This window comes from Pseudomonas sp. M47T1, assembly GCF_000263855.1.
Taxonomy (GTDB): Bacteria; Pseudomonadota; Gammaproteobacteria; order Pseudomonadales; family Pseudomonadaceae; genus Aquipseudomonas.
The window spans coordinates 153,933-175,600 of record NZ_AJWX01000008.1; the positions used below are offsets into that span (position 1 = coordinate 153,933).

The 21,668-nt window shown below is 63.9% G+C and carries 20 protein-coding genes; 7 read left to right on the top strand and 13 right to left on the bottom strand.

Annotation, left to right across the window (positions count from 1 at the left end; translation table 11 throughout):
• Nucleotides 1-169: 169 nt before the first annotated feature.
• Nucleotides 170-1,063, top strand: coding sequence for a PA4780 family RIO1-like protein kinase (locus PMM47T1_RS11530; protein WP_008368796.1), 894 nt, complete (start codon nt 170-172; stop codon nt 1,061-1,063).
• Between the two features lie 46 nt (nt 1,064-1,109).
• Here PMM47T1_RS11530 and cueR read toward each other — a convergent pair whose 3' ends face one another.
• The 3 genes from cueR to PMM47T1_RS11545 all read right to left on the bottom strand — a co-directional run bounded on the left by cueR (nt 1,110) and on the right by PMM47T1_RS11545 (nt 4,179).
• Nucleotides 1,110-1,517, bottom strand: a complete 408-nt coding sequence (cueR, locus tag PMM47T1_RS11535) for a Cu(I)-responsive transcriptional regulator (RefSeq protein ID WP_008368798.1) — start codon at nt 1,515-1,517, stop codon at nt 1,110-1,112.
• Nucleotides 1,518-1,527: 10 nt separating this feature from the next.
• A complete protein-coding gene (locus tag PMM47T1_RS11540; protein WP_008368800.1) occupies nt 1,528-3,717 on the bottom strand; it encodes a heavy metal translocating P-type ATPase in 2,190 nt (729 codons plus the stop codon).
• 72 nt (nt 3,718-3,789) lie between these two features.
• Nucleotides 3,790-4,179 (bottom strand): hypothetical protein, encoded by a 390-nt coding sequence (locus tag PMM47T1_RS11545; RefSeq protein WP_008368802.1) that lies wholly within the window; start codon nt 4,177-4,179, stop codon nt 3,790-3,792.
• A gap of 150 nt (nt 4,180-4,329) precedes the next feature.
• On the opposite strand from PMM47T1_RS11545, the gene PMM47T1_RS11550 reads away from it, so the two are divergent.
• Together PMM47T1_RS11550 and PMM47T1_RS11555 are read left to right on the top strand one after the other, a co-directional pair.
• Entirely contained in the window at nt 4,330-4,521 is a 192-nt protein-coding gene (locus PMM47T1_RS11550; RefSeq protein WP_008368804.1) for a heavy-metal-associated domain-containing protein, read from the top strand.
• 89 nt (nt 4,522-4,610) lie between these two features.
• A complete protein-coding gene (locus PMM47T1_RS11555; protein WP_008368806.1) occupies nt 4,611-5,792 on the top strand; it encodes a multidrug effflux MFS transporter in 1,182 nt (393 codons plus the stop codon).
• Here PMM47T1_RS11555 and PMM47T1_RS11560 read toward each other — a convergent pair.
• Together PMM47T1_RS11560 and PMM47T1_RS11565 are read right to left on the bottom strand one after the other, a co-directional pair.
• Nucleotides 5,789-5,968, bottom strand: a complete 180-nt coding sequence (locus PMM47T1_RS11560; protein WP_008368808.1) for a hypothetical protein — start codon at nt 5,966-5,968, stop codon at nt 5,789-5,791. The genes PMM47T1_RS11555 and PMM47T1_RS11560 overlap by 4 nt on opposite strands.
• A gap of 144 nt (nt 5,969-6,112) precedes the next feature.
• Nucleotides 6,113-7,126: a zinc-binding alcohol dehydrogenase family protein gene (locus PMM47T1_RS11565; RefSeq protein WP_008368809.1), complete on the bottom strand. Its 1,014-nt coding sequence runs from the start codon at nt 7,124-7,126 to the stop codon at nt 6,113-6,115.
• Between the two features lie 132 nt (nt 7,127-7,258).
• Here PMM47T1_RS11565 and PMM47T1_RS11570 point away from each other — a divergent pair, with 132 nt between their 5' ends.
• The 3 genes from PMM47T1_RS11570 to PMM47T1_RS11580 all read left to right on the top strand — a co-directional run bounded on the left by PMM47T1_RS11570 (nt 7,259) and on the right by PMM47T1_RS11580 (nt 10,947).
• Complete coding sequence (locus PMM47T1_RS11570) at nt 7,259-8,173, top strand: LysR family transcriptional regulator (RefSeq protein ID WP_008368811.1); 915 nt, start codon at nt 7,259-7,261, stop codon at nt 8,171-8,173.
• Nucleotides 8,174-8,721: 548 nt separating this feature from the next.
• Entirely contained in the window at nt 8,722-9,438 is a 717-nt protein-coding gene (locus PMM47T1_RS11575) for an ArsR/SmtB family transcription factor (RefSeq protein ID WP_008368814.1), read from the top strand.
• A 135-nt stretch (nt 9,439-9,573) separates the two neighbouring features.
• A complete protein-coding gene (locus PMM47T1_RS11580; protein WP_008368816.1) occupies nt 9,574-10,947 on the top strand; it encodes an MFS transporter in 1,374 nt (457 codons plus the stop codon).
• Nucleotides 10,948-11,098: 151 nt separating this feature from the next.
• On the opposite strand, the gene PMM47T1_RS11585 is transcribed toward PMM47T1_RS11580, so the two are convergent.
• The 3 genes from PMM47T1_RS11585 to PMM47T1_RS11595 form a co-directional block, all read right to left on the bottom strand.
• Nucleotides 11,099-12,052 carry an adenosine deaminase gene (locus tag PMM47T1_RS11585; RefSeq protein WP_008368818.1) on the bottom strand — a complete coding sequence of 318 codons (954 nt, stop codon included), beginning with the start codon at nt 12,050-12,052 and terminating at the stop codon, nt 11,099-11,101.
• Between the two features lie 78 nt (nt 12,053-12,130).
• Entirely contained in the window at nt 12,131-13,099 is a 969-nt protein-coding gene (locus PMM47T1_RS11590; RefSeq protein ID WP_008368820.1) for a 2-oxoglutarate and iron-dependent oxygenase domain-containing protein, read from the bottom strand.
• 46 nt (nt 13,100-13,145) lie between these two features.
• Nucleotides 13,146-14,228, bottom strand: coding sequence for a BMP family ABC transporter substrate-binding protein (locus PMM47T1_RS11595; RefSeq protein WP_008368821.1), 1,083 nt, complete (start codon nt 14,226-14,228; stop codon nt 13,146-13,148).
• 288 nt (nt 14,229-14,516) lie between these two features.
• On the opposite strand from PMM47T1_RS11595, the gene PMM47T1_RS11600 reads away from it, so the two are divergent.
• Nucleotides 14,517-15,605, top strand: coding sequence for a calcium:proton antiporter (locus PMM47T1_RS11600; protein WP_008368822.1), 1,089 nt, complete (start codon nt 14,517-14,519; stop codon nt 15,603-15,605).
• Nucleotides 15,606-15,680: 75 nt separating this feature from the next.
• On the opposite strand, the gene PMM47T1_RS11605 is transcribed toward PMM47T1_RS11600, so the two are convergent.
• The 5 genes from PMM47T1_RS11605 to PMM47T1_RS11625 form a co-directional block, all read right to left on the bottom strand.
• Nucleotides 15,681-17,039 (bottom strand): 8-oxoguanine deaminase, encoded by a 1,359-nt coding sequence (locus PMM47T1_RS11605; RefSeq protein WP_008368823.1) that lies wholly within the window; start codon nt 17,037-17,039, stop codon nt 15,681-15,683.
• Nucleotides 17,040-17,153: 114 nt separating this feature from the next.
• On the bottom strand, nt 17,154-17,834 hold the full coding sequence (locus tag PMM47T1_RS11610; protein ID WP_008368824.1) for an SDR family oxidoreductase: 681 nt from the start codon (nt 17,832-17,834) through the stop codon (nt 17,154-17,156).
• A gap of 120 nt (nt 17,835-17,954) precedes the next feature.
• Nucleotides 17,955-18,881 (bottom strand): ABC transporter permease, encoded by a 927-nt coding sequence (locus tag PMM47T1_RS11615; protein WP_008368825.1) that lies wholly within the window; start codon nt 18,879-18,881, stop codon nt 17,955-17,957.
• Nucleotides 18,881-19,984 (bottom strand): ABC transporter permease, encoded by a 1,104-nt coding sequence (locus PMM47T1_RS11620; protein ID WP_008368826.1) that lies wholly within the window; start codon nt 19,982-19,984, stop codon nt 18,881-18,883. Before PMM47T1_RS11620 ends, PMM47T1_RS11615 begins: the two co-directional genes overlap by 1 nt.
• A gap of 11 nt (nt 19,985-19,995) precedes the next feature.
• Complete coding sequence (locus PMM47T1_RS11625; protein ID WP_008368827.1) at nt 19,996-21,543, bottom strand: ABC transporter ATP-binding protein; 1,548 nt, start codon at nt 21,541-21,543, stop codon at nt 19,996-19,998.
• Nucleotides 21,544-21,668: the final 125 nt, after the last annotated feature.

The window sequence follows — 21,668 nt, forward strand, 5'->3', positions numbered from 1 at the left end:
AATTTTTCAACTCGCGCGAGTCAAACGGTGCACAGGTCAAACCTGCTTACAGTGCTTGGCATTGCCTTTGCTCCGGAAAAGTCGGCATTGTGGCGCCACTGTGAGAGGATGGCCGCCGAACCAGTGCATTCCCGCGTGTTTGGTTACAAAGGACCCCCAATAAAAGCTGATGAAGACTCCAAAACGCATTGAACCCCTGATCGAAGACGGTCTGGTCGACGAGGTGCTGCGCCCACTGATGAGTGGCAAAGAGGCAGCGGTCTATGTGGTGCGCTGCGGCAATGAGCTGCGCTGCGCCAAGGTCTACAAGGAGGCGAACAAACGAAGCTTTCGCCAGGCGGCCGAGTACCAGGAAGGCCGCAAGGTGCGTAACAGCCGTCAGGCCCGGGCGATGGCCAAGGGGTCCAAGTTCGGTCGCAAGGAAGCCGAGGAGGCCTGGCAGAACGCCGAGGTCGCGGCACTGTTTCGCCTGGCCGGCGCCGGCGTGCGGGTGCCCAAGCCGTTCGACTTCCTTGAAGGCGTGTTGTTGATGGAGCTGGTGGCCGACGAGTACGGCGACGCGGCGCCGCGCCTCAATGACGTAGAGCTTGACGCCGACCAGGCGCGCGAATATCACGAATTCCTGATTCGGCAGATCGTGCTGATGCTGTGCACCGGCCTGGTGCATGGCGACCTTTCGGAGTTCAACGTGCTGCTGGGTCCGGACGGGCCGGTGATCATCGACTTGCCCCAGGCGGTGGATGCGGCCGGCAACAACCATGCGTTCAGCATGCTGGAGCGTGACGTGGGCAACATGGCCAGCTACTTCGGCCAGTTCGCCCCCGAGCTGCGCGACACCCGCTATGCGCGGGAAATGTGGGCGCTGTACGAGGAGGGCAAGCTGCACCCGGCCAGCGTGCTGACCGGCCAGTTCGCTGATGACGAGTCGGTAGCCGATGTGGGCAGCGTGATGCGTGAAATCGAATCGGCACGCCTCGACGAACAGCGTCGTCAGGCCGCCCGCGCCGCCGACGACGCCCCGCCGTCCAAGGCCGAAGAGCCGCCACCGCCGTGGTTGCAGTAACACCCTGGCGCAACCCTACGGCCGCTGCTACCCGGCTCCTACGGGCCTACGCCCGGCAGCAACTGCGGCCGGACGCCAGGTCCGCCAGTATCGGGCAGTCCGGGCGGTCATTGCCTTGGCAATGCGACGCCAGGTTCTGCAGGGTGTCGCGCAGCCCGGTCAGTTCGCCGATGCGCCGGTTGAGGTCGTCGATGTGCCGATGGGCCAGGGCCTTGACGTCGGCGCTGGCGCGGCCGCGGTCTTGCCACAGGGTCAGCAGTTGCGCCACTTCCTCCAGGGAAAACCCCAGGTCCCGCGAGCGCTTGATGAACGCCAGCGTATGCAGGTCATCGTCCTGATAAAGGCGGTAGCCACTGTCGGTGCGCAGCGCCGGCTTGAGCAGGCCGGTAGACTCGTAATAACGGATCATCTTGGCGCTCAAGCCACTGTGGCGGGCCGCCTGGCCGATGTTCATGTTCATGGCGTCACTCCTTGTCTTCCAGGCTGTCGGGCTTCCACGTTTTCAGCAACAGCGCATTGCTGACTACGCTGACACTGGACAGCGCCATGGCGGCACCGGCCAGCACCGGGTTGAGCAGGCCGAAGGCGGCCAGCGGTATGCCGATCAGGTTATACACAAAGGCCCAGAACAGGTTCTGGCGAATTTTCGCGTAGGTCTTGCGGCTGATGTCCAGCGCCGCAGGTACCAGGCGCGGGTCGCCGCGCATCAGGGTGATGCCCGCCGCCTGCATGGCCACGTCGGTGCCACCGCCCATCGCGATGCCAATGTCGGCGGCGGCCAGGGCCGGGGCGTCGTTGATGCCGTCACCCACCATTGCCACCACGCCGTCAGCTTTCAACCGCGACACTGCGGCTGCCTTGTCGGCGGGCAGCACCTGGGCATGCACATCGTTTATGCCCAGCGCCTGCGCCACCACTCGGGCGCTGCCTTGGTTGTCACCGGTCAGCAAATGGCTGCTGATGTGGCGCTGGGCCAATTGGGCCACGGCCTCCCGTGCACCGGGCTTGAGGCTGTCGCCAAACGCCAGCAGGCCAAGCAGCTGCGGGGCGGGGCCTTGTTCGATCAACCATGACAGGGTTCGCCCTTCGCTTTCCCAGGCGTTTGCCTGGGCCTGAAGTGCGTCGCCGGACAGCCCCAGGTCGGCGAGCAAGCGGCCATTGCCCAGGGCCAGGGCGCGGCCCTGCACGGTGCCGCTGACACCGCGCCCGGTCAGCGCGCGGGCGTCGGCCGGGGCTTGAACGGCCAGTTGGCGGTCGCCGCAGGCTTGCAGCACAGCCTTGGCCAACGGGTGCTCGCTGGCCTGTTGCAGGCTGCCGGCCCATTGCAGCAGGGTATCGTCGTCGATGCCCAGGGCCTGCCTGTGCACCAAGGTCGGGGTGCCGGACGTCAATGTGCCGGTCTTGTCGAACACCACGCGGTTTACCTGGTGGGCACGCTCCAGGGCTTCGGCGTCCTTGATCAGAATGCCGTGGCGGGCCGCCACGCCGGTGCCGGCCATGATCGCGGCCGGTGTGGCCAGGCCCAGCGCGCAGGGGCAGGCGATGACCAGCACGGCCACCGCATTGATGATGGCCTGCTCCAGCGGTGCGCCGTGCAGCCACCAGCCCACCAGGGTCAACAGCGCCAGTACCAGAACGGTCGGCACAAACACCTGGCTTACGCGGTCCACCAGTTTCTGGATCGGAGCCTTGGCGGCCTGAGCGTCTTCCACCAGGCGAATGATTTTCGCCAGGGTGCCTTCACTGCCCAACGCTCGGGCCTCTACCAGCAGGCGACCTTCACCGTTGATGGCCCCACCGATCACCGAGTCGCCCGGTTGCTTGGCCACCGGCAGGCTTTCCCCGCTGATCAGCGATTCGTCGGCATGGCTGCGGCCTTCAAGCACCTGGCCGTCGACGGCGAAGCGTTCGCCAGGGCGCACCACTACCTGGTCACCCAGGCGCAGTTGCTCAATGGCCACTTCCTGCTCCACGCCTTCACGCAGCCGTACCGCCCGCGCCGGGCGCAGTTGCTCCAGGGCGCGAATGGCACTGGCGGTCTGGCGTTTGGCGCGGCTTTCCAGGTACTTGCCCAGCAGTACCAGTGCGACCACCACCGCCGAGGCTTCGAAATAAAGGTGGGGCATGCCGCCGCTGGGCGTATTTGCCCATTCATACAGGCTCAGGCCATACCCGGCGCTGGTGCCCAGGGCCACCAACAGGTCCATGTTGCCAGCACCGGCGCGCACTGCCTTGAATGCGGCGACGTAGAAGCGTGCGCCCAGAATGAACTGCACCGGCGTGGCAAGCGCCCACTGCAGCCACGCGGGCAGCATCCAGTCCAGCCCGAATGGCTGAGCCAGCATGGGCGCGACCAAGGGCAGGGCCAGCAACAGCGCCGCGGCCAGCGCCAGGCGTTCGCGGCGCAGTGCCGGGGCAGGGTCGGCTGGCGGGGTATCGGGCAGGCTGGCGCTGTAGCCGGCTTTTTCCACGGCCGCAATCAGCTGCACCGGGTCCATGGCCTGGGTCAGCTCCACATGGGCACGTTCGCTGGCCAGGTTGACGCTGGCCAGTTTCACGCCGTCGAGTTTGTTCAGGGCACGTTCGACCCGGCCCGCGCAGCTGGCGCAGGTCATGCCGCTGATCGGCAGTTCGAGGGTGAGGGCGTTGGACATGAAAGGTCCTCCTTGGCAGAGGACCTTAGGATCAACCTTGCCACCTTGGCAAGGTCAAGCGTCGTCAGGCAGTCAATACTGGTCGGGCGGCGCCAGCTTCAGGTACATGCCGTTGGGGCCGTTGGCGATGCGGTATTTCTGCACCTGGCCGGCATGCAGGTCGATGGCCGTGGCGTTGGCTGCAGGCAGGCCGGGCGCACAGCCAGGGGCCTGGCCGGGCTCCTGCATCAGCCGTACCACCACCCTGCCGGGCGGCAGGTTGAACGACACTTCCTGTTCCTGGAACAGCCGGCCCACCTTGTTATCACCAATGTAGATACCCAGTTCGCACGGAGTGCCCACTTCCAGGCGCTCACGGGAAACGATCAGGACGCTGTAGTCCTGGATGCTTTCGGCATTGGCCCAAAGCGACAGGGTCATCAGACCCAGGACGCCCATCAGGCGGGAAACGGACCTGCGCATGGCGCCTTTCTCCTACACAATAGATCTTCGATGCCTCAGCTTGGCGGAGCCGGACGTTTATTTCCAGCCCGGCAGGCAAGCGCAGAACTTGACCTTGTCATGATGGCAAGGTTGAAACTATCCCTTCATCTCGTTTCAGGAGGCATCAGCATGCAAGAGTTCAACGTGCAAGGCATGACCTGCGGGCACTGCGTACGGGCGGTCACCCAGGCCGTACAGGCACTGGACCCGGCCGCGGTAGTGGAGGTCGACCTGGCCAGCGCCACCGTGCGTGTGCAGAGCCAGCAGCCGGCGGCCGCCATCGCCGACGCCATCAAGGAAGAAGGCTACAGCGTGGCCTGAGCGGCAAAGGGTCGCGTGCTTGGCCTTTGGGGATCCACTGCGGTTAAACTGTTGCGTTGCCCTGTTTGCAGCACTGCACTGGATCCTTGATGAACCTCAGAACCATCCTCATTCTCGGCGCGCTCAGCGCGTTCGGGCCGCTGGCCATCGACTTCTACCTGCCGGGCTTCCCGGCCATGGCCCAGGCGTTCGGCACCGACGAGCAACACATTCAGCTGACCCTGGCGGCCTATTTCCTCGGCCTGTCCATTGGCCAGTTGGCCTACGGCCCGATCGCCGACCGTTTCGGCCGGCGGGTACCGCTGTTGGTGGGCGTCGCCCTGTTTACCCTGTCTTCGTTGGCCTGCGCGTTCGCGCCGAGCCTGGAGTGGCTGATTGCGGCGCGCTTTATTCAGGCACTGGGCGGCTGCGCGGGCATGGTGCTGTCGCGGGCCATTGTCAGCGACAAATGCGATGCGGTGGGTTCGGCTAAAGTTTTTTCGCAATTGATGCTGGTGATGGGCCTGGCGCCTATCCTGGCGCCGATGCTGGGTGGCCTGTTGGTCAACACCCTGGGCTGGCAATGGATTTTCTTACTGCTGACCGGTTTCAGTGCCCTGGCGGGAGTGGCCGTGGCCCTCGGCTTGCCCGAAAGCATGCCAGCCCATCATCCGCGCCACCCACTCAGCGGTGCACTGGGCCGCTACGTGGCGCTGATCAAGGACCCGCTGTTCATGGGCAACGCCCTGACCGGCGGCGTAGCCATGGCCGGCATGTTTGCCTACGTGGCCGGGTCGCCGTTCGTGTTCATCAAGCTCTATGGCGTGCCGGCCGAGCATTATGGCTGGCTGTTCGGCAGCAATGCCGCAGGCTTCATCCTGGTGGCGCAAATCAATGCGCGAATGCTGGCCAAGCGTGGCCCGGCGTTGCTGCTGGCCCGCGCGGTATGGGTCTACCTGGCCGCCGCCTTGATGCTGTTGGCGGTGTGCTCGCTGCACACCACGCAATTGTGGCCGCTGCTGATTCCGTTGTTCGTCTGCATTGCCAGCCTGGGCTGCATCATTCCCAATGCCTCGGCATGCGCCATGAACGGCCAGGGCGCGCGCGCCGGCAGTGCTTCCGCGCTGCTGGGCTGCCTGCAGTTCAGCGTAGCCGCCGGTTCTGCGTCGCTGGTGGGCGCGCTATACGACGGCAGCGCCATTCCCATGGCACTGGTGATCAGCGGCTGTGGCCTGTTGGCCGTGGTGCTGGCGGTACTGACCCAGTGGGTGCGACGCTCGCGCGGCGCTTAACTGGCAGCGCTCTGCTGGCGATAAGGTAGCCGGTGGGGCGCGGCCAGCCGTGATTGCAGGGTTTCGATGAAAGCCCGAGCCTCGGGCTCGCTGCGGAAGGTGACCACATGTTGGTCAAGGCGTACCTGCCAGTGGCTGCCGCTTTCCCTCGTCAGTTCGGTAAGCACTATTTTCATGGCTGATTCCTCCGGGGGTCAGAGGCCTCAAGTGTAGCGCTGGTAAGTGAAGATGAATTGATTCGGGGCAACCTTTGGACTGACGGTAGGTAACGTTCGCGTAACCGCCGCGTCGCGGCAGCGGCTACGGATTGGATTACGGGGTCAAAACCCTTCCAGCACAATCTTGCCGCGTGCCGTGCCACTTTCCAGCAGGGCGTGGGCGCGCTTCAGGTTGGCGGCATCGATGCGGCCGAAATGCTCGCCGACGGTGGTGCGCAAGGTGCCCGCGTCTATCAACTGGGCCACGCGGTTGAGCAGGTGGTGTTGCTCGATCATGTCTGGCGTCTCGAACAGCGAGCGGGTGTACATGAACTCCCAGTGCAACGACAGGCTCTTGCGCTTGAGCAGGCCGATGTCCAGCGCTTTGGGGTCGTCGATCAGCGCCAGGCGGCCTTGTGGCGCCAGTGCCTCCACCAGTTCAGCTAAATGCTGGTCGGTCTGGGTCAGGCTGGCCACGTGGGTGACCGGGCCCAGGCCCAGGCGCTTGAGTTCGGCGCTCAGTGGCTGGCTGTGGTCGATGACGTGGTCGGCGCCCAGCTCGCGTACCCATTGGCGGGTTTCGGGGCGGGAGGCGGTGCCGATCACGGTCAGGCCGGTGAGCTGGCTGGCCAGCTGAGTCAGGATCGAGCCCACGCCACCGGCGGCGCCGACGATCAACAGGCTCTGGCCTTCGTTGGCCTTGCCTTGGTTGATTTGCAGGCGCTCGAACAGCAGCTCCCAGGCCGTGATGGCCGTGAGCGGCAACGCGGCGGCATCGGCAAAGCCCAGGGTGGCCGGCATGCGCCCGACAATCCGCTCGTCCACCACGTGCAGCTCGCTGTTGCCGCCCGCCCGGGCAATTGAACCGGCGTAATACACTCTATCACCAGGCTTGAACAGGCTGACGTCAGCGCCCACCGCCTGCACCACGCCAGCCACGTCCCAGCCCAGTACCTTGGCGGCGCCTGCTTCGGGGGCCACGTTCTGGCGAACCTTGGTGTCCACCGGGTTCACCGAGATGGCCTTGACCTCTACCAGCAGGTCACGCGGCCCTGGCTGGGGTGCGGGTAATTCCACATCCTGCAGGGCGGCAGGGTCGCTAATGGGCAGTGACGCGTAATAGGCAATGGCTTTCATGAACAGGCTCCAGAGTGGCTGTCGCTGCCAGCGGCAGGGCGACGAAAAAGGTGTGCCCATCATTGGCTATTTTCATCAGGGGTAAAACCGGCTAAAAGCACAGTCTCTTTCAATATTATTTTGATAATGGCCATGCTGCGATTTGACGACCTGCAACTGTTTGTACGTGCCGCCGACCTTGGCAGCCTGTCCGCCGCCGCTCGGGTCATGGACCTTTCGCCGGCCGTGGCCAGCGCTGCGCTCAAACGCATCGAGGCGCAGTTGGGCGCACGCCTGCTGGCGCGTTCCACCCGTAGCTTGCGCCTGACGGCCGAGGGCGAGGGCTTTCTGGAATACGCACGGGCGGCATTGAGCAGCCTGGATGAAGGGCGCCAGTTACTCTCGCGTGGGCAGGAGCAGGTCAACGGGATGATCCAGCTGTCGGCGCCTTCGGATTTCGGCCGCAATGCGTTGCTGCCCTGGTTGGACGAGTTCCAGCAAACTCACCCGGGGCTGTCGGTACGCCTGCTGCTGGGCGATCGCATAGCCGATCTGTTTCGCCAGCCGGTGGACCTGGCATTGCGCTACGGTGAACCGGAAGACTCCAGCCTGGTGGCGCTGCCCATCGCCCCGCATAACCGTCGCGTGCTGTGCGCATCGCCCGCGTACCTGGCGGCCCATGGCCGGCCGCGCCAGGTGGAGCAACTGGCCCAGCATAATTGCCTGTTGTTCATGCTGGGCGGGCGCGTTCATGACCATTGGCGCTTCGCCGACGGCAAGCGTGAAATCGGCCTGACAGTGCGTGGCGACCGTTTCAGCGACGACGCCGACGTGGTGCGGCGTTGGGCGCTGGCGGGTGTGGGGGTTGCCTACAAATCCTGGCTGGACGTTGCCGCAGATGTTCGTGAAGGTCGCCTGGAAGTGCTGATGCCTCACTTGGCGGGTGAGCGCACGCCTCTCAACCTGCTGTGTGCCCACCGCGCGCAGTTGAGCAAACCGATCAATTTATTACGAGATCGCCTGCGAAAAGGATGTGCCGAACTGTCCGGAAGTTATCCGGGCTTGTAGTAAGTGGCGGACAGGTATTGCCTCTTTTTTTTACTTTGGCTGTAGGTAAATACTTCCGCTATTGGAAATAAGAACCCGTTTCCATTCCGGCAAAGCATTGAGTTAACGCGCTCGCCCACCTTTTGCCGGTGCAGCAAGTGGGGTTTTTACAAGGCGGTCACCTGGCCGTGGTTTGCCAACACACCGCCTGCGCGGGTCTTTCGTGGCGTCTTATATCAACTAGTACAAATTCGTACGCTTATAATGTCCGGGCAGCCATTGCCAGCGAGAGAGGCCAGCCTGCCCGGTCTGAGATAGTTTGCCTCTTTCATCCATGGGGCTGTTTCCACGGGCAATAGAATACGAGATTTTTTGGAGCCAATGGTGTGCCAAACCCAGTTGCCAAAGATCAGTTGACCGAAGCCGGTAAATGCTGTTTCCGGGAACTAGACATGCAGCCTGTCCTGAAGTTTCGATTGCCCTGGTACTTTCAACCTCTTTCGTTGGAGCTGTTTAACTGACCCTTGATTGCAAGGGTCAAACAGAGTGTTTCGACAGGGAGTTAATACATGGAATACGCACCGAGCATCAGCCAGATCGCCATACTGTTGGCCGATCCCAAGCGCAGTGCAATGATCTGGGCGTTGATTGACGGTTCTGCCCGGGCTTCCGAAGAGCTGGCAACGCTTGCGGGACTGACACCTTCCTCGGCCAGCGCGCACTTGGCCAGGCTAGCGGCAGGGGGGCTGTTGAAGCTTGAAGCCAGGGGCCGAAAGCGTTTCTTCAAGCTGGCCACGCCCCAGGTCGGCACGGCGGTGGAAGCCCTGGCCAGTGTCTGGGCGGGGCGCCCCGACATCCCTCAGGGCCTGGCATTGGCCAACTTGCCACCGGCACCGCCGTCGATGCGCAAGGCGCGCTTGTGCCATGACCACCTGGGGGGCGAACTGTCGGCCGATCTGTTCCAGCGGTTGCTGGACGCCGGTTGGCTGGAGCAACACGACCAGCGGCTGGAGGCCACGCAGAAGGGGGTGGAGCGCCTCGCCAGCCTGGGCATCTATTTGCAGGCGCTGGCCAGCCATCAGGACCAGGCCATATGCGCCTGTTGCGACTGGAGCAACAGCAGGCCCCACCTGGGCGGCGCACTGGGCGCCAGCCTGCTGCGGCTGTTCTTGCAGTCGGGGTGGCTGCGCATGAGTGACGAGTCGCGGGTGCTGCATGTGACCCAGGCCGGCGTGCGGGAAATCGCCAACATGGCCCGTGAGGTGGCCGCGCCCGCTCCGGTTTAGCCAGCCATGTTGTGCGGCGCCCCCGGTTCAGAGCTGGCGGCGTCGCTTACGGGGGCTGCGGGGTCGCTGTCAGGCATAGGCTGGCGTGTCGTTCACGCACACTCCAGGCAGGACAACTGCATCGAGGACCTGCCTATGCCCCTCCAAGGATTCAGCGCGGCGGAACGCCTGGAGCGCTTGCCCGTCAGCGGCTATCACCGCTTGATCTTCATCGTCATTGCCCTGGCGTTTCTGTTCGACTCCATGGACCTGGCAATGATGACCTTCCTGCTGGGCTCGATCAAAGCCGAGTTCGGCCTGAGCACTGCCCAGGCCGGGCTGCTGGCCAGTTCCAGCTTTTTCGGCATGGTGGTCGGTGCCTCGCTGTCGGGCATGCTGGCCGACCGTTTTGGCCGCAAGCCGGTATTCCAGTGGAGCATTGTGCTGTGGGGCGTGGCCAGTTACCTGTGCTCCACCGCCCAGCAGTTGGAAACCCTGACGCTGTTCCGGGTGTTGCTGGGCTTCGGCATGGGCATGGAGTTTCCCATTGCCCAGTCGATGCTGTCGGAGTTGATTCCGGCGCGTCAGCGTGGGCGCTACATTGCCTTGATGGACGGATTCTGGCCGCTGGGGTTTGTCGCGGCGGGGGTGCTGTCGTATTGGCTGTTGCCGGTGATTGGCTGGCGGGCGATTTTCCTGGTACTGGCCATTCCGGCGGTGTTCGTGCTGGCCGTGCGCTTTTTCATTCCCGAGTCGCCGCGCTGGCTGGAGCATTCGGGCCAGCATGAGGTGGCGCACCGGGTGCTGTCGCACATCGAGGCCAAGGTACGTCGTTCACTGGGCGGCGCGCCGTTGCCGGAGCCTGTGCTCATGGCGCGCCAGGCGCCCGTGCCGGGTGGTTTTTTCGCGGCGTTCGCGGCACTGTGGTCGCCGGTGTATCGCCAGCGCACGTTGATGCTGTGGAGCCTGTGGTTCTTTGCGTTGCTGGGTTTCTATGGCCTCACGTCGTGGCTGGGGGCTCTGTTGCAGCAGTCGGGGTTCGCCGTCACGCAGTCGGTGTACTACACGGTGCTGATTTCCCTGGGTGGCATTCCCGGCTTCCTGATGGCCGCCTGGCTGGTGGAGCGCTGGGGGCGCAAGCCCACGTGCGTGCTGACGCTGCTGGGGGGCGGGGCCATGGCGTTTGTCTACGGCCAGAGTGCGGTGTTTGGCGGCAACCTGGGGCTGCTGATCGGCTCCGGGTTGTTGATGCAGTTCTTTCTGTTCGGCATGTGGGCGGTGCTGTACACCTACACGCCAGAGCTGTACCCAACGTCGGCACGGGCAACCGGTTCGGGCTTTGCGTCAGCCATTGGCAGGGTGGGTTCGTTGCTGGGGCCGATGGTTACCGGGCTGGTGTTCCCTCTGACGGGGCAGGGCGGGGTGTTTGCCCTGGGGGCCTTATGTTTCGTGCTGGCGGCGCTGGTGGTGTGGTGGTTCGGCATCGAGACACGGGGGCGTACCCTCGAAGAATTGACGCAAAACCTGTAACCGCCTCGTAGGAGCTGACGCAGGCTGCGAAGGCCCGCACCGCGGGCCTGCGATCGACCTGACAACGCCGAAGGTCCTGCGAAACTTTTCGCAGCCTGGCGACGGATGGCCGCCCCGCAGCTCCTGCAGGGTGGCGGGCGCGGCCGTCAGATCAGGGCTTGACCAGGCGTGCATCCAGGCTGTTCTGCGCCAGGCGTCTGGCCTGGTCCTGGGTCATGCCCAGGTCTTTGTACAGCGCATGGAAGTTCTCGGTCACGTAGCCGCCGAAGTAGGCCGGGTCGTCGGAGTTGACGGTAACCTTCACGCCGCGTTCCAGCATGTCGAGGATGTTGTGCTGGCTCATGTGGTCGAACACGCACAGCTTGGTGTTGGACAGCGGGCACACGGTCAGCGCGATCTGCTCGTCGATGATGCGCTGCATCAGGCGTTCGTCCTCGATGGCGCGCACGCCGTGGTCGATACGCTGGATCTTGAGCAGGTCCAGGGCTTCCCAGATGTACTCGGGCGGACCTTCTTCGCCGGCGTGGGCCACGGTCAGGAAGCCTTCGCCACGGGCACGGTCGAACACGCGCTTGAACTTGCTGGGCGGGTGGCCCATTTCCGAGCTGTCCAGGCCCACGGCCACGAACGCATCACGGAACGGCAGGGCCTGGTCCAGGGTTTTCTGCGCTTGTTCTTCGCTCAGGTGGCGCAGGAAGCTGAGGATCAGGCCACTGCCGATACCCAGTTGCTCGCGGCCGTCCTTGAGCGCCTGGTTGATGCCGTTGAGCACCACTTCGAAAGGAATGCCACGGTCGGTATGGGTCTGTGGGTCGAAGAACGGTTCGGTGTGAATCACGTTCTGCGCCTTGCAGCGTTGCAGGTAGGCCCAGGTCAGGTCGTAGAAGTCCTGCTCGGTGCGCAACACGTCCGCGCCCTGGTAGTACAGGTCCAGGAATTCCTGCAGGTTATTGAAGGCGTAGGCCGCCCGCAGGGTCTCCACGTCGTTCCAAGGCAGGGCAATCTTGTTGCGCTCGGCCAGGGCGAACAGCAGCTCGGGTTCCAGCGAACCTTCCAGGTGAAGGTGCAGTTCTGCCTTGGGCAGGGCGTTCAGCCAATCGTACATAACGGTGTCTCTTAAGGTGCAATGGGCCGCATTCTACAGAGGTTATCGCCCGTATGAGCGATAACCTGACCAGCCGGTTCAGATCGCCTCGGCCTGCTCGCGTCGATAGGCGTAGGTATCGGCGAATCGCGACAGCAGAAATTCTGCACAGGTGGTGAGCGGGTATTTGGCCGGATGGCCAATGTCCTGGCAGCCTGGCAGGCATTCGATGCGGGTGTCGGGGTGGGGTTCTGCAAAGAACGGCATGGAGTAGCGGTCGATGCCCAGCGGGCTGATCACCCGGTGCGGCGTGGACACGTACTGGTCGTTGCTCCAGCGCGCCATCATGTCACCGAGGTTGACCACGAAGGTGCCGTCCAGGGGCGGCGCGTCTATCCACTGGCCATCCACGTTACGCACCTGCAGGCCGCCAGCACTGTCCTGGTACAGCAAGGTGATGCAGCCGTAATCGGTGTGGGCTCCGGCACCCTGCTGGTCGGGCGAGCTGGCGGTCTGGCGCGGCGGGTAGTGAATCATGCGCAGCACGCTGACCGGCTGCTCGAAGCGTTGGTCGAAGAAGTCTTCTTCAATGTCCAGCGCCAGGGCGATGGCGCGCAGCAGCGTCTGGGCCAGGGCCTGCATGTCCTGATAGTGGGTTTCCATCAGTGTTTGCCAGCCCGGCAACTGCGGGTGGCGATTGGGGCCGCGCAAGGGCTTTTCGGCCAGCACGTCTGGATGGTCGCCTGGCAGGTGCAGGCCCATGTCGAAGGTTTCCTTCAGGTCACTGGGCAGGCTGGGGTCCAGTTGCTCGGTGGCGATGGCGCCATAGCCGCGGTGATGGCGGGTTTGGGTAATGTCGATACTCAGCTTGTCGGCCAGCGGCTGGGCGAAGAAGGTTTTTGCCGCCTCCTGCAGCTCGGCTATTCGCCCGGCGCTGATCGGGTGGCCGGTGATGTAGAAGAAACCCCAGTGCCGGCAGGCATGGTCGATGGCCTTGGCCACGGCCAGCAAGCCCTGGCGGTCGCTGTCATACAGCGGGGCAATGTCGATGATCGGAAGTGATTCCATCAGCTATATCCTGTGGGGCCGGCCCGGAAGACGGCCCGTCTCATTGTTATTGAGGCAGCTTGGCGGTGATGCCTTCGACGTAGTAGTTCATGCCGGCCAGGTCGGCGAGGGTGGCGGAACTGCCAGCCGGAATTTTCACCTCGCCGGCCTGGTCCTTGATCGGGCCGGTGAAGGGCTGGAATTCGCCGCTCTTGATGCTGGCGATCAGTTGCTCGGCCTGGGCCTTGATGTCAGCCGGCACGATGTCGCTGATCGGCAGTTCGACGGTGCCGTCTTTCAGGCCGCCCCAGTAGTCTTCAGACTTCCAGGTGTGGTCGATGACGTTCTGAGTGGTCTGGGTGTAGTACGGCGTCCAGTTGTTGACGATGGAGGTCAGCACGGCCTTGGGCCCGAAGTGGGCCATGTCCGAGGCGTAACCCACGGCGTACACGCCACGGCGTTCAGCGGTCTGGATGGGGGCCGGGCTGTCGGTGTGCTGGAAGATCACGTCGGCGCCCTGGTCGATCAGGGCGTTGGCGGCGTCAGCCTCTTTGCCCGGGTCGAACCAGGAGTTGACCCACACCACTTTCATTTCGGTGCCCGGGTTGTACTTGTTCAGGGCCAGTTGGATGGCGTTGATGTCGCGGATCACTTCCGGAATCGGGAACGAGGCCACGTAGCCGACCTTCTTGGTCTTGGTCATCTTGGCCGCCAGGAAGCCACCCACGTAGCGGCCCTCATAGGTACGCGCCAGGTAGGTGCCCAGGTTCTTGCCCTGCTTGTAGCCGGTGGCGTGCTCGAAAATAACCTTGGGGAACTGCTGGGCGACCTTGGCAGTAGGGTTCATGTAGCCGAACGAGGTGCTGAAGATCAGGTCGTACTTGTCCTTGGCCATGTTGCGGATCACCCGCTCGGCGTCCGCACCTTCAGGCACGTTCTCGACGTAGCTGGTGCTGATCTTGTCGCCCATCTTTTCCATCAGTTGTTTGCGGGCCAGCTCGTGCTGGTAGGTCCAGCCGTGGTCGCCGATGGGGCCTACGTAGACAAAACCGATTTTCAGCGGGTCGGCGGCGCTGACCGCAAGGCTGGTGGCCAGGCCGATAGCCGCAGCGATAGTCCCTAACAGCGTCTTCAACGGGCGTTTTTGCATGAGTGTTCGAAGCTCCATGTTGTTGTGTGTGCAGCAGGCCAATGCAAAAAATTGACCAACAGGACAACAAACAGAAACGGCACGCCTGGATTTCTGTAGCCGCTGCCGCCAGGCTGCGCTGGCCCTATACTTCACTGGAGAACGCGCGCGTACCAGTGGGCCAGCGCAGCCTGACGGCAGCGGCTACGGTGGTGCGCGGCCTGCGGGAATTGCTTTGTGCTGGTGCGTGGGAAACCATCTGCCACCGGCTACAGTCACTAGCTCAACGACCGTTCGCTGGGCACCTTGATGCTGACTTTATTCAAGCAAGAGAAATACCTGCTGCTGGCGTTGATCGTCACCTGCGTGGCCTTCCCGCTGGAGCCTTGGCTAATGGGGCATGGTCATGGCATTGCCTTGCTGGCCGGCGTGGTGCTGGTAGGGGCTATCGTCTGCGCGTCGGTGCAGGTGGCCCAGCACGCGGAGCTGCTGGCGGAGAAAGTGGGCGACCCCTACGGCACCATGATCCTGACCCTGTCAGCGGTGCTGGTGGAGGTGGTGATACTGGCCATCATGATGAGCAACGAGGCATCGCCGACGCTGGTGCGTGACACCATCTATTCGGCGGTGATGCTCGACATCAACGGCATCCTTGGCCTGTGCGCGCTGATGGGCGGCATCAAGCACGGCGAGCAGGTGTACAACGATGACTCCGCGCGCTCCTATGGGGTGATGATCATGACGGCCATGGGTATTTCCATGGTGGTGCCCGAGTTCATTCCCCAGGCAGACTGGAAGCTGTATTCGGCGTTCACCATTGGCGCCACAGTGATTCTGTACACGGTGTTCCTGCGCATGCAGGTGGGGCCGCACAGTTATTTCTTCAGTTACAGTTACCCGAAGAAAAAACGTCGCCAGGCTGGGGGTGTGCAGCCCACGCCGATCAACCTGCCGCTGTCGATCGGCACGCTGGTATTCGGGGTGCTCGTGATTGGTGCGTTGGCCGAGGTGATGTCCAAGACCCTGGACTACGGCCTGGAGGGCAGCGGTGCGCCGCCCGTGCTGATGGCGATAATCGTTGCGGCCATTTCGGCGGCCCCGGAAATTCTCACGGCGCTGCGGGCAGCGTTGGCCAACCGCATGCAGTCCACGGTGAATGTGGCGCTGGGGGCTTCGTTGTCGACGGTGATTCTGACCGTGCCGGTGATGGAGGCCATGGCCCTGTACACCGGCCAGCCGTTCCAGATGGCGATGACGCCGGTGCAGACAGTGATGATCGCCATCACTCTGATTGTCAGCGCCATCAACCTCAACGACGGCGAGACCAACGCCATCGAAGGCATGACCCACTTCGTGCTGTTCGCCACCTTCATCATGCTGGCCTTTCTGGGGCTTTGACACGACTGTGGGAGCTGGCGTGCCAGCGAGCTTTTGCGGCCTCTGAAGCTCGCTGGCAAGCCAGCTCCCACAGGGTCAAATGGCGTTGATCAGGGCATGCGCCGCTTGGCGGTGATCGGCAATCAGGCCCTGCACATCCAGCCCTTCCACCTGCCCATCAACCACGCGCCATTCGCCGCCAACCATCACCCGATCCGCGCGATCGGCGCCGCACAGCAACAATGCGCTCAACGGGTCATGGCTGCCCGAAAAGCGCAGTTCATCCAGCTTGAACAGGGCCAGGTCGGCCTGCTTGCCCACTGCCAGCTCGCCAATGTCATCGCGCCCCAGCAGTTGCGCCGAACCGCGGGTGGCCCAGCCCAGCACGCGCTCGGGGGTGATGGCCTGGGCACCGTAGCGCAGGCGTTGCAGGTACAGCGCCTGGCGCGCTTCGAGGATCATGTTCGACGCGTCGTTGGAGGCCGAGCCGTCCACGCCCAGGCCGATGGGCGCGCCGGCGGCCAGCAGGTCCATGGTGGGGCAGATGCCCGACGCCAGGCGCATGTTCGACACCGGGCAATGGCAAATGCCGGTACCTGCGGCGCCCAGGCGGGCGATCTCATCGGGGTTGAAGTGGATGCCATGGGCCAGCCAGGTACGCGGGCCCAGCCAGCCGACGCTGTCCAGGTAGTCCACGGTGCGCAGGCCGAAGCGTTGCAGGCAGAAGTCTTCCTCGTCCAGGGTTTCGGCCAGGTGGGTGTGCAAGCGTACGTCCAGCGTTTCAGCCATGTCGGCACTGGCGCGCATGATCTCGGGGGTGACCGAGAACGGCGAGCAGGGCGCCAGGGCGATCTGGATTCGCGCGCCGGCGCCGCGCTGATGGTAGCGCTGAATCAGGCGCTGGCTGTCGGCCAGGATTACCTCGCCCTGCTGCACGGTCTGTTGCGGCGGCAGGCCGCCATCGGCTTCGCCCAGGCTCATGGAACCGCGGGTAAGCATGGCGCGCATGCCCAGTTCATTCACCACCCCCACCTGCACGTCGATGGCCTGTTCCAGGCCGTCGGGGAACAGGTAGTGATGGTCGGCGGCGGTGGTGCAACCGGACAACAACAATTCGGCCAGCGCGACTTTGGTGGCCAGCGCCAGTTTTTCCGGGGTGAGCCGCGCCCATACCGGGTACAGGGTTTTCAGCCAAGGGAACAGCGGCTCGTTGACCACCGGCGCCCAGGCGCGGGTCAGGGTCTGGTAGAAGTGATGATGGGTGTTGATCAGGCCCGGCAGCACCACGTGCTCGCGAGCATCGAATACCTGCTGGCAGGGTTGCGAGGGGCTTTGGCCTTGCGCCAGTACTTGTGTGATGACGCCGTCTTGCACCACCACACCGCCGCGACCGTCCAGGTCGTTGCCGGTAAACAGGGCGAGAGGGTTTTTGATCCATATACGGGGTGCGGGCATGAGCCGGCTCCTCTGACAGTTGCGTTCAGGTTAGCCAGCTCAGTGATTGCCCTGTCTGCTGATCCAGGGGCGCGCCGTTCATGCAGAGCCGGGGCGCGGGCAGATATTAGCGTATTACCAGGGAATCGTCTCGCCCCGGTAATTGACGAAATGATGGCCGCCCTTGCCCGCGTGAGCATTGACCTGATCGATCAGGCCGCGGGTGCTGGTTTCCACGTCCAGGTCGGCGCCTTCGCCGCCCATGTCGGTCTTCACCCAGCCCGGGTGCAGGCTCAGCACCGTCAGCGAGGTGTCGCCCAGGGTGCCGAGGAAGGTGTTGGTCATGGAATTCAACGCGGCCTTGCTGGCCTTGTACAGCGCCAACTCCGGCGCATCGGGCATGGTCACGCTGCCCAGCACCGAGCTCATGAAGGCGATGACGCCACCCTGGCTGCTCACCTGGCCGCTGAAGTGGCGTGCCAGGCGGATCGGCGCCACGGCGTTGGTGTAGAACAGTGCGCCGATGTCTTCCGGGCTGACCTTGTCGACGCTCTGGTCGTTGGGGCCCTTGACCCCGGCGTTGACGAACAGCAGGTCATAGACCTGGCCCTTCAGTGCATCGCCCAGCGCGGCGAGTTGGCCGGCGTCGTCCATGTCGAGTTTTTCGATGCGCACGCCGGGCACGGCATGCAGGGCATCAGCAGTGTTGAGGTTGCGCACCGTGGCGGTGATGTTCCAGCCGTCTTCGCGCAGGCGCTGCACCAGGCCCAGGCCCAGGCCACGGGAAGCGCCGATGATCAAGGCGTTCTTGCTCATGATGAGAGTCCATTGTCAGGCAAAGAGCACCAGCATACCCCCGATCGTGCTTTGTGGGATCGAGAGCCGGCCATCCGCTCCCACGGAAGACAGGTGATCCCACAGGCCCGGATGTCACAATCAATGCCCGGGCTGCCAAGGCTGTCCCAGCGACACCGGCGCATACAGCCGCGTGCGCAGCGCATCACGCGACAACATCACCAGCACCACAATGGTCGCTACATACGGCAACATCGCCAGCAAACTCGACGGGATCGACAACCCAACCCCCTGCGCCACCAGGTGCAGGATGCTGGCCAGGCCGAACAGGTAAGCCCCCAGCAGTACTCGCCACACCCGCCAGCTGGCGAATACCACCAGGGCCAGGGCGATCCAGCCACGGCCGGCGCTCATGTTTTCTGCCCACATGGGCGTGTAGGCCAGCGACAGGTAAGCGCCCGCCAGCCCGGCCATGGCGCCGCCGAACAGCACCGCCAGGGTACGCACCCGCAATACGGGCAGGCCCATGGCGCTGGCCGCGTCGGGGTTTTCGCCCACCGCCTGGACGATCAGGCCCACGCGGCTCTTGAGCACCACCCAAGCCACCAGGGCGAACAGGGCAAACGACAGGTACACCAGCAGATCCTGGGCAAACAGCATGCGCCCGATCAGCGGGATACTGCTCAACAGAGGAATGGCCACCGGCTCGAATCCAGTCAACGGCTTGCCCACCCAGGCCGCGCCGACGAAGCTGGAAAGGCCCACGCCGAAGATGGTCAGCGCCAGGCCGGTAGCGACCTGGTTGGCGTTGAACACCAATGCTACCAGGGCAAACAGCGACGACAGCAGCATGCCCGCCGCCATGGCCAGCAGCACGCCCAGCCACAGGTTGCCGCTGTTGAACGCGACGATGAAACCCACCACCGCGCCGAACAGCATCATGCCTTCCTGGCCCAGGTTGAGTACGCCACTCTTTTCACAGATGAGTTCGCCCAGCGCTACCAGCAGCAATGGCGTGCCGCATCGCACCATGGCATAGAGAATGTTGCTCAGCAGATCGATATCCATCACAGCGCTCCTGCGGTCGCGACCGAGGTGGTTCGGCGGGCCCAGCGCACGTTGAGGCGCGGGCGGTAGAGAATCAGCACGTCACAAGCCAGCAGGAAGAACAGCATCATGCCCTGGAACAGTTGGGTGATAGCCTGGGGCAGGTTCATGGCCATCTGGGCGTTTTCACCGCCCAGGTAGAGCAACGCCATCAGCAGGCTTGAGAACACGATGCCAATGGGGTTCAGGCGGCCGAGAAAGGCCACAGTAATGGCCGCGTAGCCATAACCGGGGGACACCTGTGGCACCAACTGGCCGATGGGCCCGGTCACTTCGCACACGCCGGCCAGCCCGGCCAGGGCGCCGCTGATCAACAGGGCGAACCACACCAGGCGTTTCTCGCGAAAGCCGACGAAACCGGCGGCTCGCTGGTCCAGGCCCAGCACCTTGATCTGAAAACCGACGAAGCTTTTCTGCAACAACACCCACACCGCCACCAATGCCAGCAGGGCGAAATACAGCCCCACATGCAGGCGTCCGCCTTCAAACACCAATGGCAAGCGGCTGGCATCGCCGAACATGGCCGATTCGGGGAAGTTGAACCCGGCCGGGTCCTTCAACGGGCCGTGCACGAAATACAGCAACAGGTTCAAGGCAATGTAATTGAGCATGATGCTGGTGAGGATTTCGTTGGCATTGAAATGCGTGCGCAGCCAGGCGGTCAGCCCGGCCCAGGCGGCGCCGGCGGCTATGCCGGCCAGCAGCACCATCACCAGCGCCCAGCGGCTGTCCATGCCGATGATGTGCACCGCCACCGCGCTGCCACCCAGGGCGCCCATCAGCAGTTGGCCCTCGGCGCCGATGTTCCAGATGCGGGCCTGGTAGGCCACGGCCAGGCCCAGGGCACACATCAGGATGGGCAACGCTTTCACCAGCAGTTCGCTGATGCCGTAGAGGTCGCTGACCGGTTCTATCAGCAAGGTATGTAAGGTGTGCAGCGGGTCATGGCCCAGGGCGATGAACAGCAGCGAACCGCAGCCCAGGGTCAGCAGCGCCGCCAGCAGCGGCGAGCACCAGAGCATCAGGCGCGACTGCTGGCCGCGAGGTTCAAGGGAAAGCAACATGAAAGGCTCCGTTATTCGGCCATGGCCGCGCTAGGGCTGGCGGTGTCGGTGAAGCGGCCGGCCATCCAGCCGCCCAATTGCACCTGTGTGGTATGTGCGGTGGCCTGCAACGCGCTCAGGCGGCCAGCGCTGAGGGCGCCAAGGCGGTCGCTGATCTGGAACAGTTCGTCCAGGTCCTCGGAAATGACCAAGATGGCGGCGCCGGCATCGCGCAAGGCAATCAGGGCGCGGTGGATGGTGGCCGCCGCGCCTACGTCGACGCCCCAGGTGGGGTGAGCGGCCACCAGCAAGCGTGGTTGTTGCAGGATCTCGCGGCCCAGGATGAATTTCTGCAGGTTGCCGCCCGAGAGGCTGCGGGCTGGTGCCTGGGCACTGGGCGTTTTCACTGCGAAGCGGCGGATGATCTCGTCGGCCAGGGCCAGCACCTTGGACGTGCGCACCATGCCGTTGTGTACCAAGCCTTGCTGAAAGGCGGTAAGCAGGGCGTTTTCGGCCAGGCTCATTTCCGGCACGGCGCCATGCCCCAGGCGCTCGGCGGGCACGAAGGCCAGGCCGCGAGAGCGGCGTTGGTCTGGGCGCAAGGTGCCGACCGGTTCGCCGGCAAAGCGGATGGTTGCGGCGTGTTGGGTGCGCTGTTCGCCGCTCAACAGGGCCAGCAGTTCGTCCTGGCCATTACCCGCCACGCCGGCGATGCCGACGATTTCGCCGCTGCGCACTTGCAGGTCCACGCCGCGCAGCGAACAGCCGAATGGGTCGGGGTTGTTCCAGTCCAGCTGTTCTACCTGCAAGAACGGCGCACCGCCTTCGGCTTTCGGGTACTGGGCCACTAGCCCTTCGGCGTCACCTACCATCAGGCGCGCCAGTTCCAGGTCCGTGCAGGCGGCCGGCACGCAGTGCCCTGACACCCGGCCGCCACGCAATACCGTGGCGCTGTGGCACAAGGCCCGGACTTCACCCAGCTTGTGGCTGATAAACAGGATGCTGCAGCCTTCGCTGGCCAGGCGCCGCAAGGTCACGAACAGCTCATCGGCTTCCTGTGGTGTAAGCACCGAGGTGGGTTCGTCGAGAATCAGCAGGCGGATATCCTGCATCAGGCAGCGCACGATCTCCACGCGCTGACGTTCGCCGATCGATAGGCTGTGCACCAGCCGGTCCGGCTCCAGGGGCATGCCATAGCGCGTGGACACTTCGCGAATTTTCGGTTCCAGTTGCGCCGGTGTCTGCCCCGGGCCCATGGCCAAGGCAATGTTCTGCGCCACGGTCAGCGTCTCGAACAGCGAGAAGTGCTGGAACACCATGCCGATGCCCAATTGCCGTGCCTGGGCCGGGTTGCGCATCTGCACCTCGCGGCCTTGCCACAGCACGCTGCCGCCATCGGCCTGGGTCACGCCGTAGATGATCTTCATCAAGGTGCTTTTACCGGCGCCGTTCTCGCCTAGCAGGGCGCGAATCTCGCCGGGCGCAATGCTCAGGTCAATGCTGTCGTTGGCCAGGCAGCCGGGGTAACGCTTGCTGATCGCGCGCAGTTGCAGGCGCGGGGTGTTCGCAGGGTTGGACATGACAGGCTCGGTTGAAATGGGACGCTGGTGCTTAAGCAATTTCCTGGCCAGTGGGTCAGGAAATGGCTGGCCGGGGCCTGTGGCGCTCTCTCGGCAGGGGGAGTGGCACCAAGCCAGGGCATAGT

What these genes read in the sequence shown, in the direction of transcription:
- PMM47T1_RS11615 (WP_008368825.1), bottom strand. Translation starts at nt 18,881, where the DNA reads ATGGATATCGATCTGCTGAGCAACATTCTCTATGCCATGGTGCGATGC.
- PMM47T1_RS11540 (WP_008368800.1), bottom strand. Translation starts at nt 3,717, where the DNA reads ATGTCCAACGCCCTCACCCTCGAACTGCCGATCAGCGGCATGACCTGC.
- PMM47T1_RS11560 (WP_008368808.1), bottom strand. Translation starts at nt 5,968, where the DNA reads ATGAAAATAGTGCTTACCGAACTGACGAGGGAAAGCGGCAGCCACTGG.
- PMM47T1_RS11585 (WP_008368818.1), bottom strand. Translation starts at nt 12,052, where the DNA reads ATGTACGATTGGCTGAACGCCCTGCCCAAGGCAGAACTGCACCTTCAC.
- PMM47T1_RS11620 (WP_008368826.1), bottom strand. Translation starts at nt 19,984, where the DNA reads ATGTTGCTTTCCCTTGAACCTCGCGGCCAGCAGTCGCGCCTGATGCTC.
- cueR (WP_008368798.1), bottom strand. Translation starts at nt 1,517, where the DNA reads ATGAACATCGGCCAGGCGGCCCGCCACAGTGGCTTGAGCGCCAAGATG.
- PMM47T1_RS11580 (WP_008368816.1), top strand. Translation starts at nt 9,574, where the DNA reads ATGCCCCTCCAAGGATTCAGCGCGGCGGAACGCCTGGAGCGCTTGCCC.
- PMM47T1_RS11570 (WP_008368811.1), top strand. Translation starts at nt 7,259, where the DNA reads ATGCTGCGATTTGACGACCTGCAACTGTTTGTACGTGCCGCCGACCTT.
- PMM47T1_RS11555 (WP_008368806.1), top strand. Translation starts at nt 4,611, where the DNA reads ATGAACCTCAGAACCATCCTCATTCTCGGCGCGCTCAGCGCGTTCGGG.
- PMM47T1_RS11545 (WP_008368802.1), bottom strand. Translation starts at nt 4,179, where the DNA reads ATGCGCAGGTCCGTTTCCCGCCTGATGGGCGTCCTGGGTCTGATGACC.
- PMM47T1_RS11600 (WP_008368822.1), top strand. Translation starts at nt 14,517, where the DNA reads ATGCTGACTTTATTCAAGCAAGAGAAATACCTGCTGCTGGCGTTGATC.
- PMM47T1_RS11595 (WP_008368821.1), bottom strand. Translation starts at nt 14,228, where the DNA reads ATGCAAAAACGCCCGTTGAAGACGCTGTTAGGGACTATCGCTGCGGCT.
- PMM47T1_RS11590 (WP_008368820.1), bottom strand. Translation starts at nt 13,099, where the DNA reads ATGGAATCACTTCCGATCATCGACATTGCCCCGCTGTATGACAGCGAC.
- PMM47T1_RS11530 (WP_008368796.1), top strand. Translation starts at nt 170, where the DNA reads ATGAAGACTCCAAAACGCATTGAACCCCTGATCGAAGACGGTCTGGTC.
- PMM47T1_RS11575 (WP_008368814.1), top strand. Translation starts at nt 8,722, where the DNA reads ATGGAATACGCACCGAGCATCAGCCAGATCGCCATACTGTTGGCCGAT.
- PMM47T1_RS11625 (WP_008368827.1), bottom strand. Translation starts at nt 21,543, where the DNA reads ATGTCCAACCCTGCGAACACCCCGCGCCTGCAACTGCGCGCGATCAGC.
- PMM47T1_RS11550 (WP_008368804.1), top strand. Translation starts at nt 4,330, where the DNA reads ATGCAAGAGTTCAACGTGCAAGGCATGACCTGCGGGCACTGCGTACGG.
- PMM47T1_RS11610 (WP_008368824.1), bottom strand. Translation starts at nt 17,834, where the DNA reads ATGAGCAAGAACGCCTTGATCATCGGCGCTTCCCGTGGCCTGGGCCTG.
- PMM47T1_RS11605 (WP_008368823.1), bottom strand. Translation starts at nt 17,039, where the DNA reads ATGCCCGCACCCCGTATATGGATCAAAAACCCTCTCGCCCTGTTTACC.
- PMM47T1_RS11565 (WP_008368809.1), bottom strand. Translation starts at nt 7,126, where the DNA reads ATGAAAGCCATTGCCTATTACGCGTCACTGCCCATTAGCGACCCTGCC.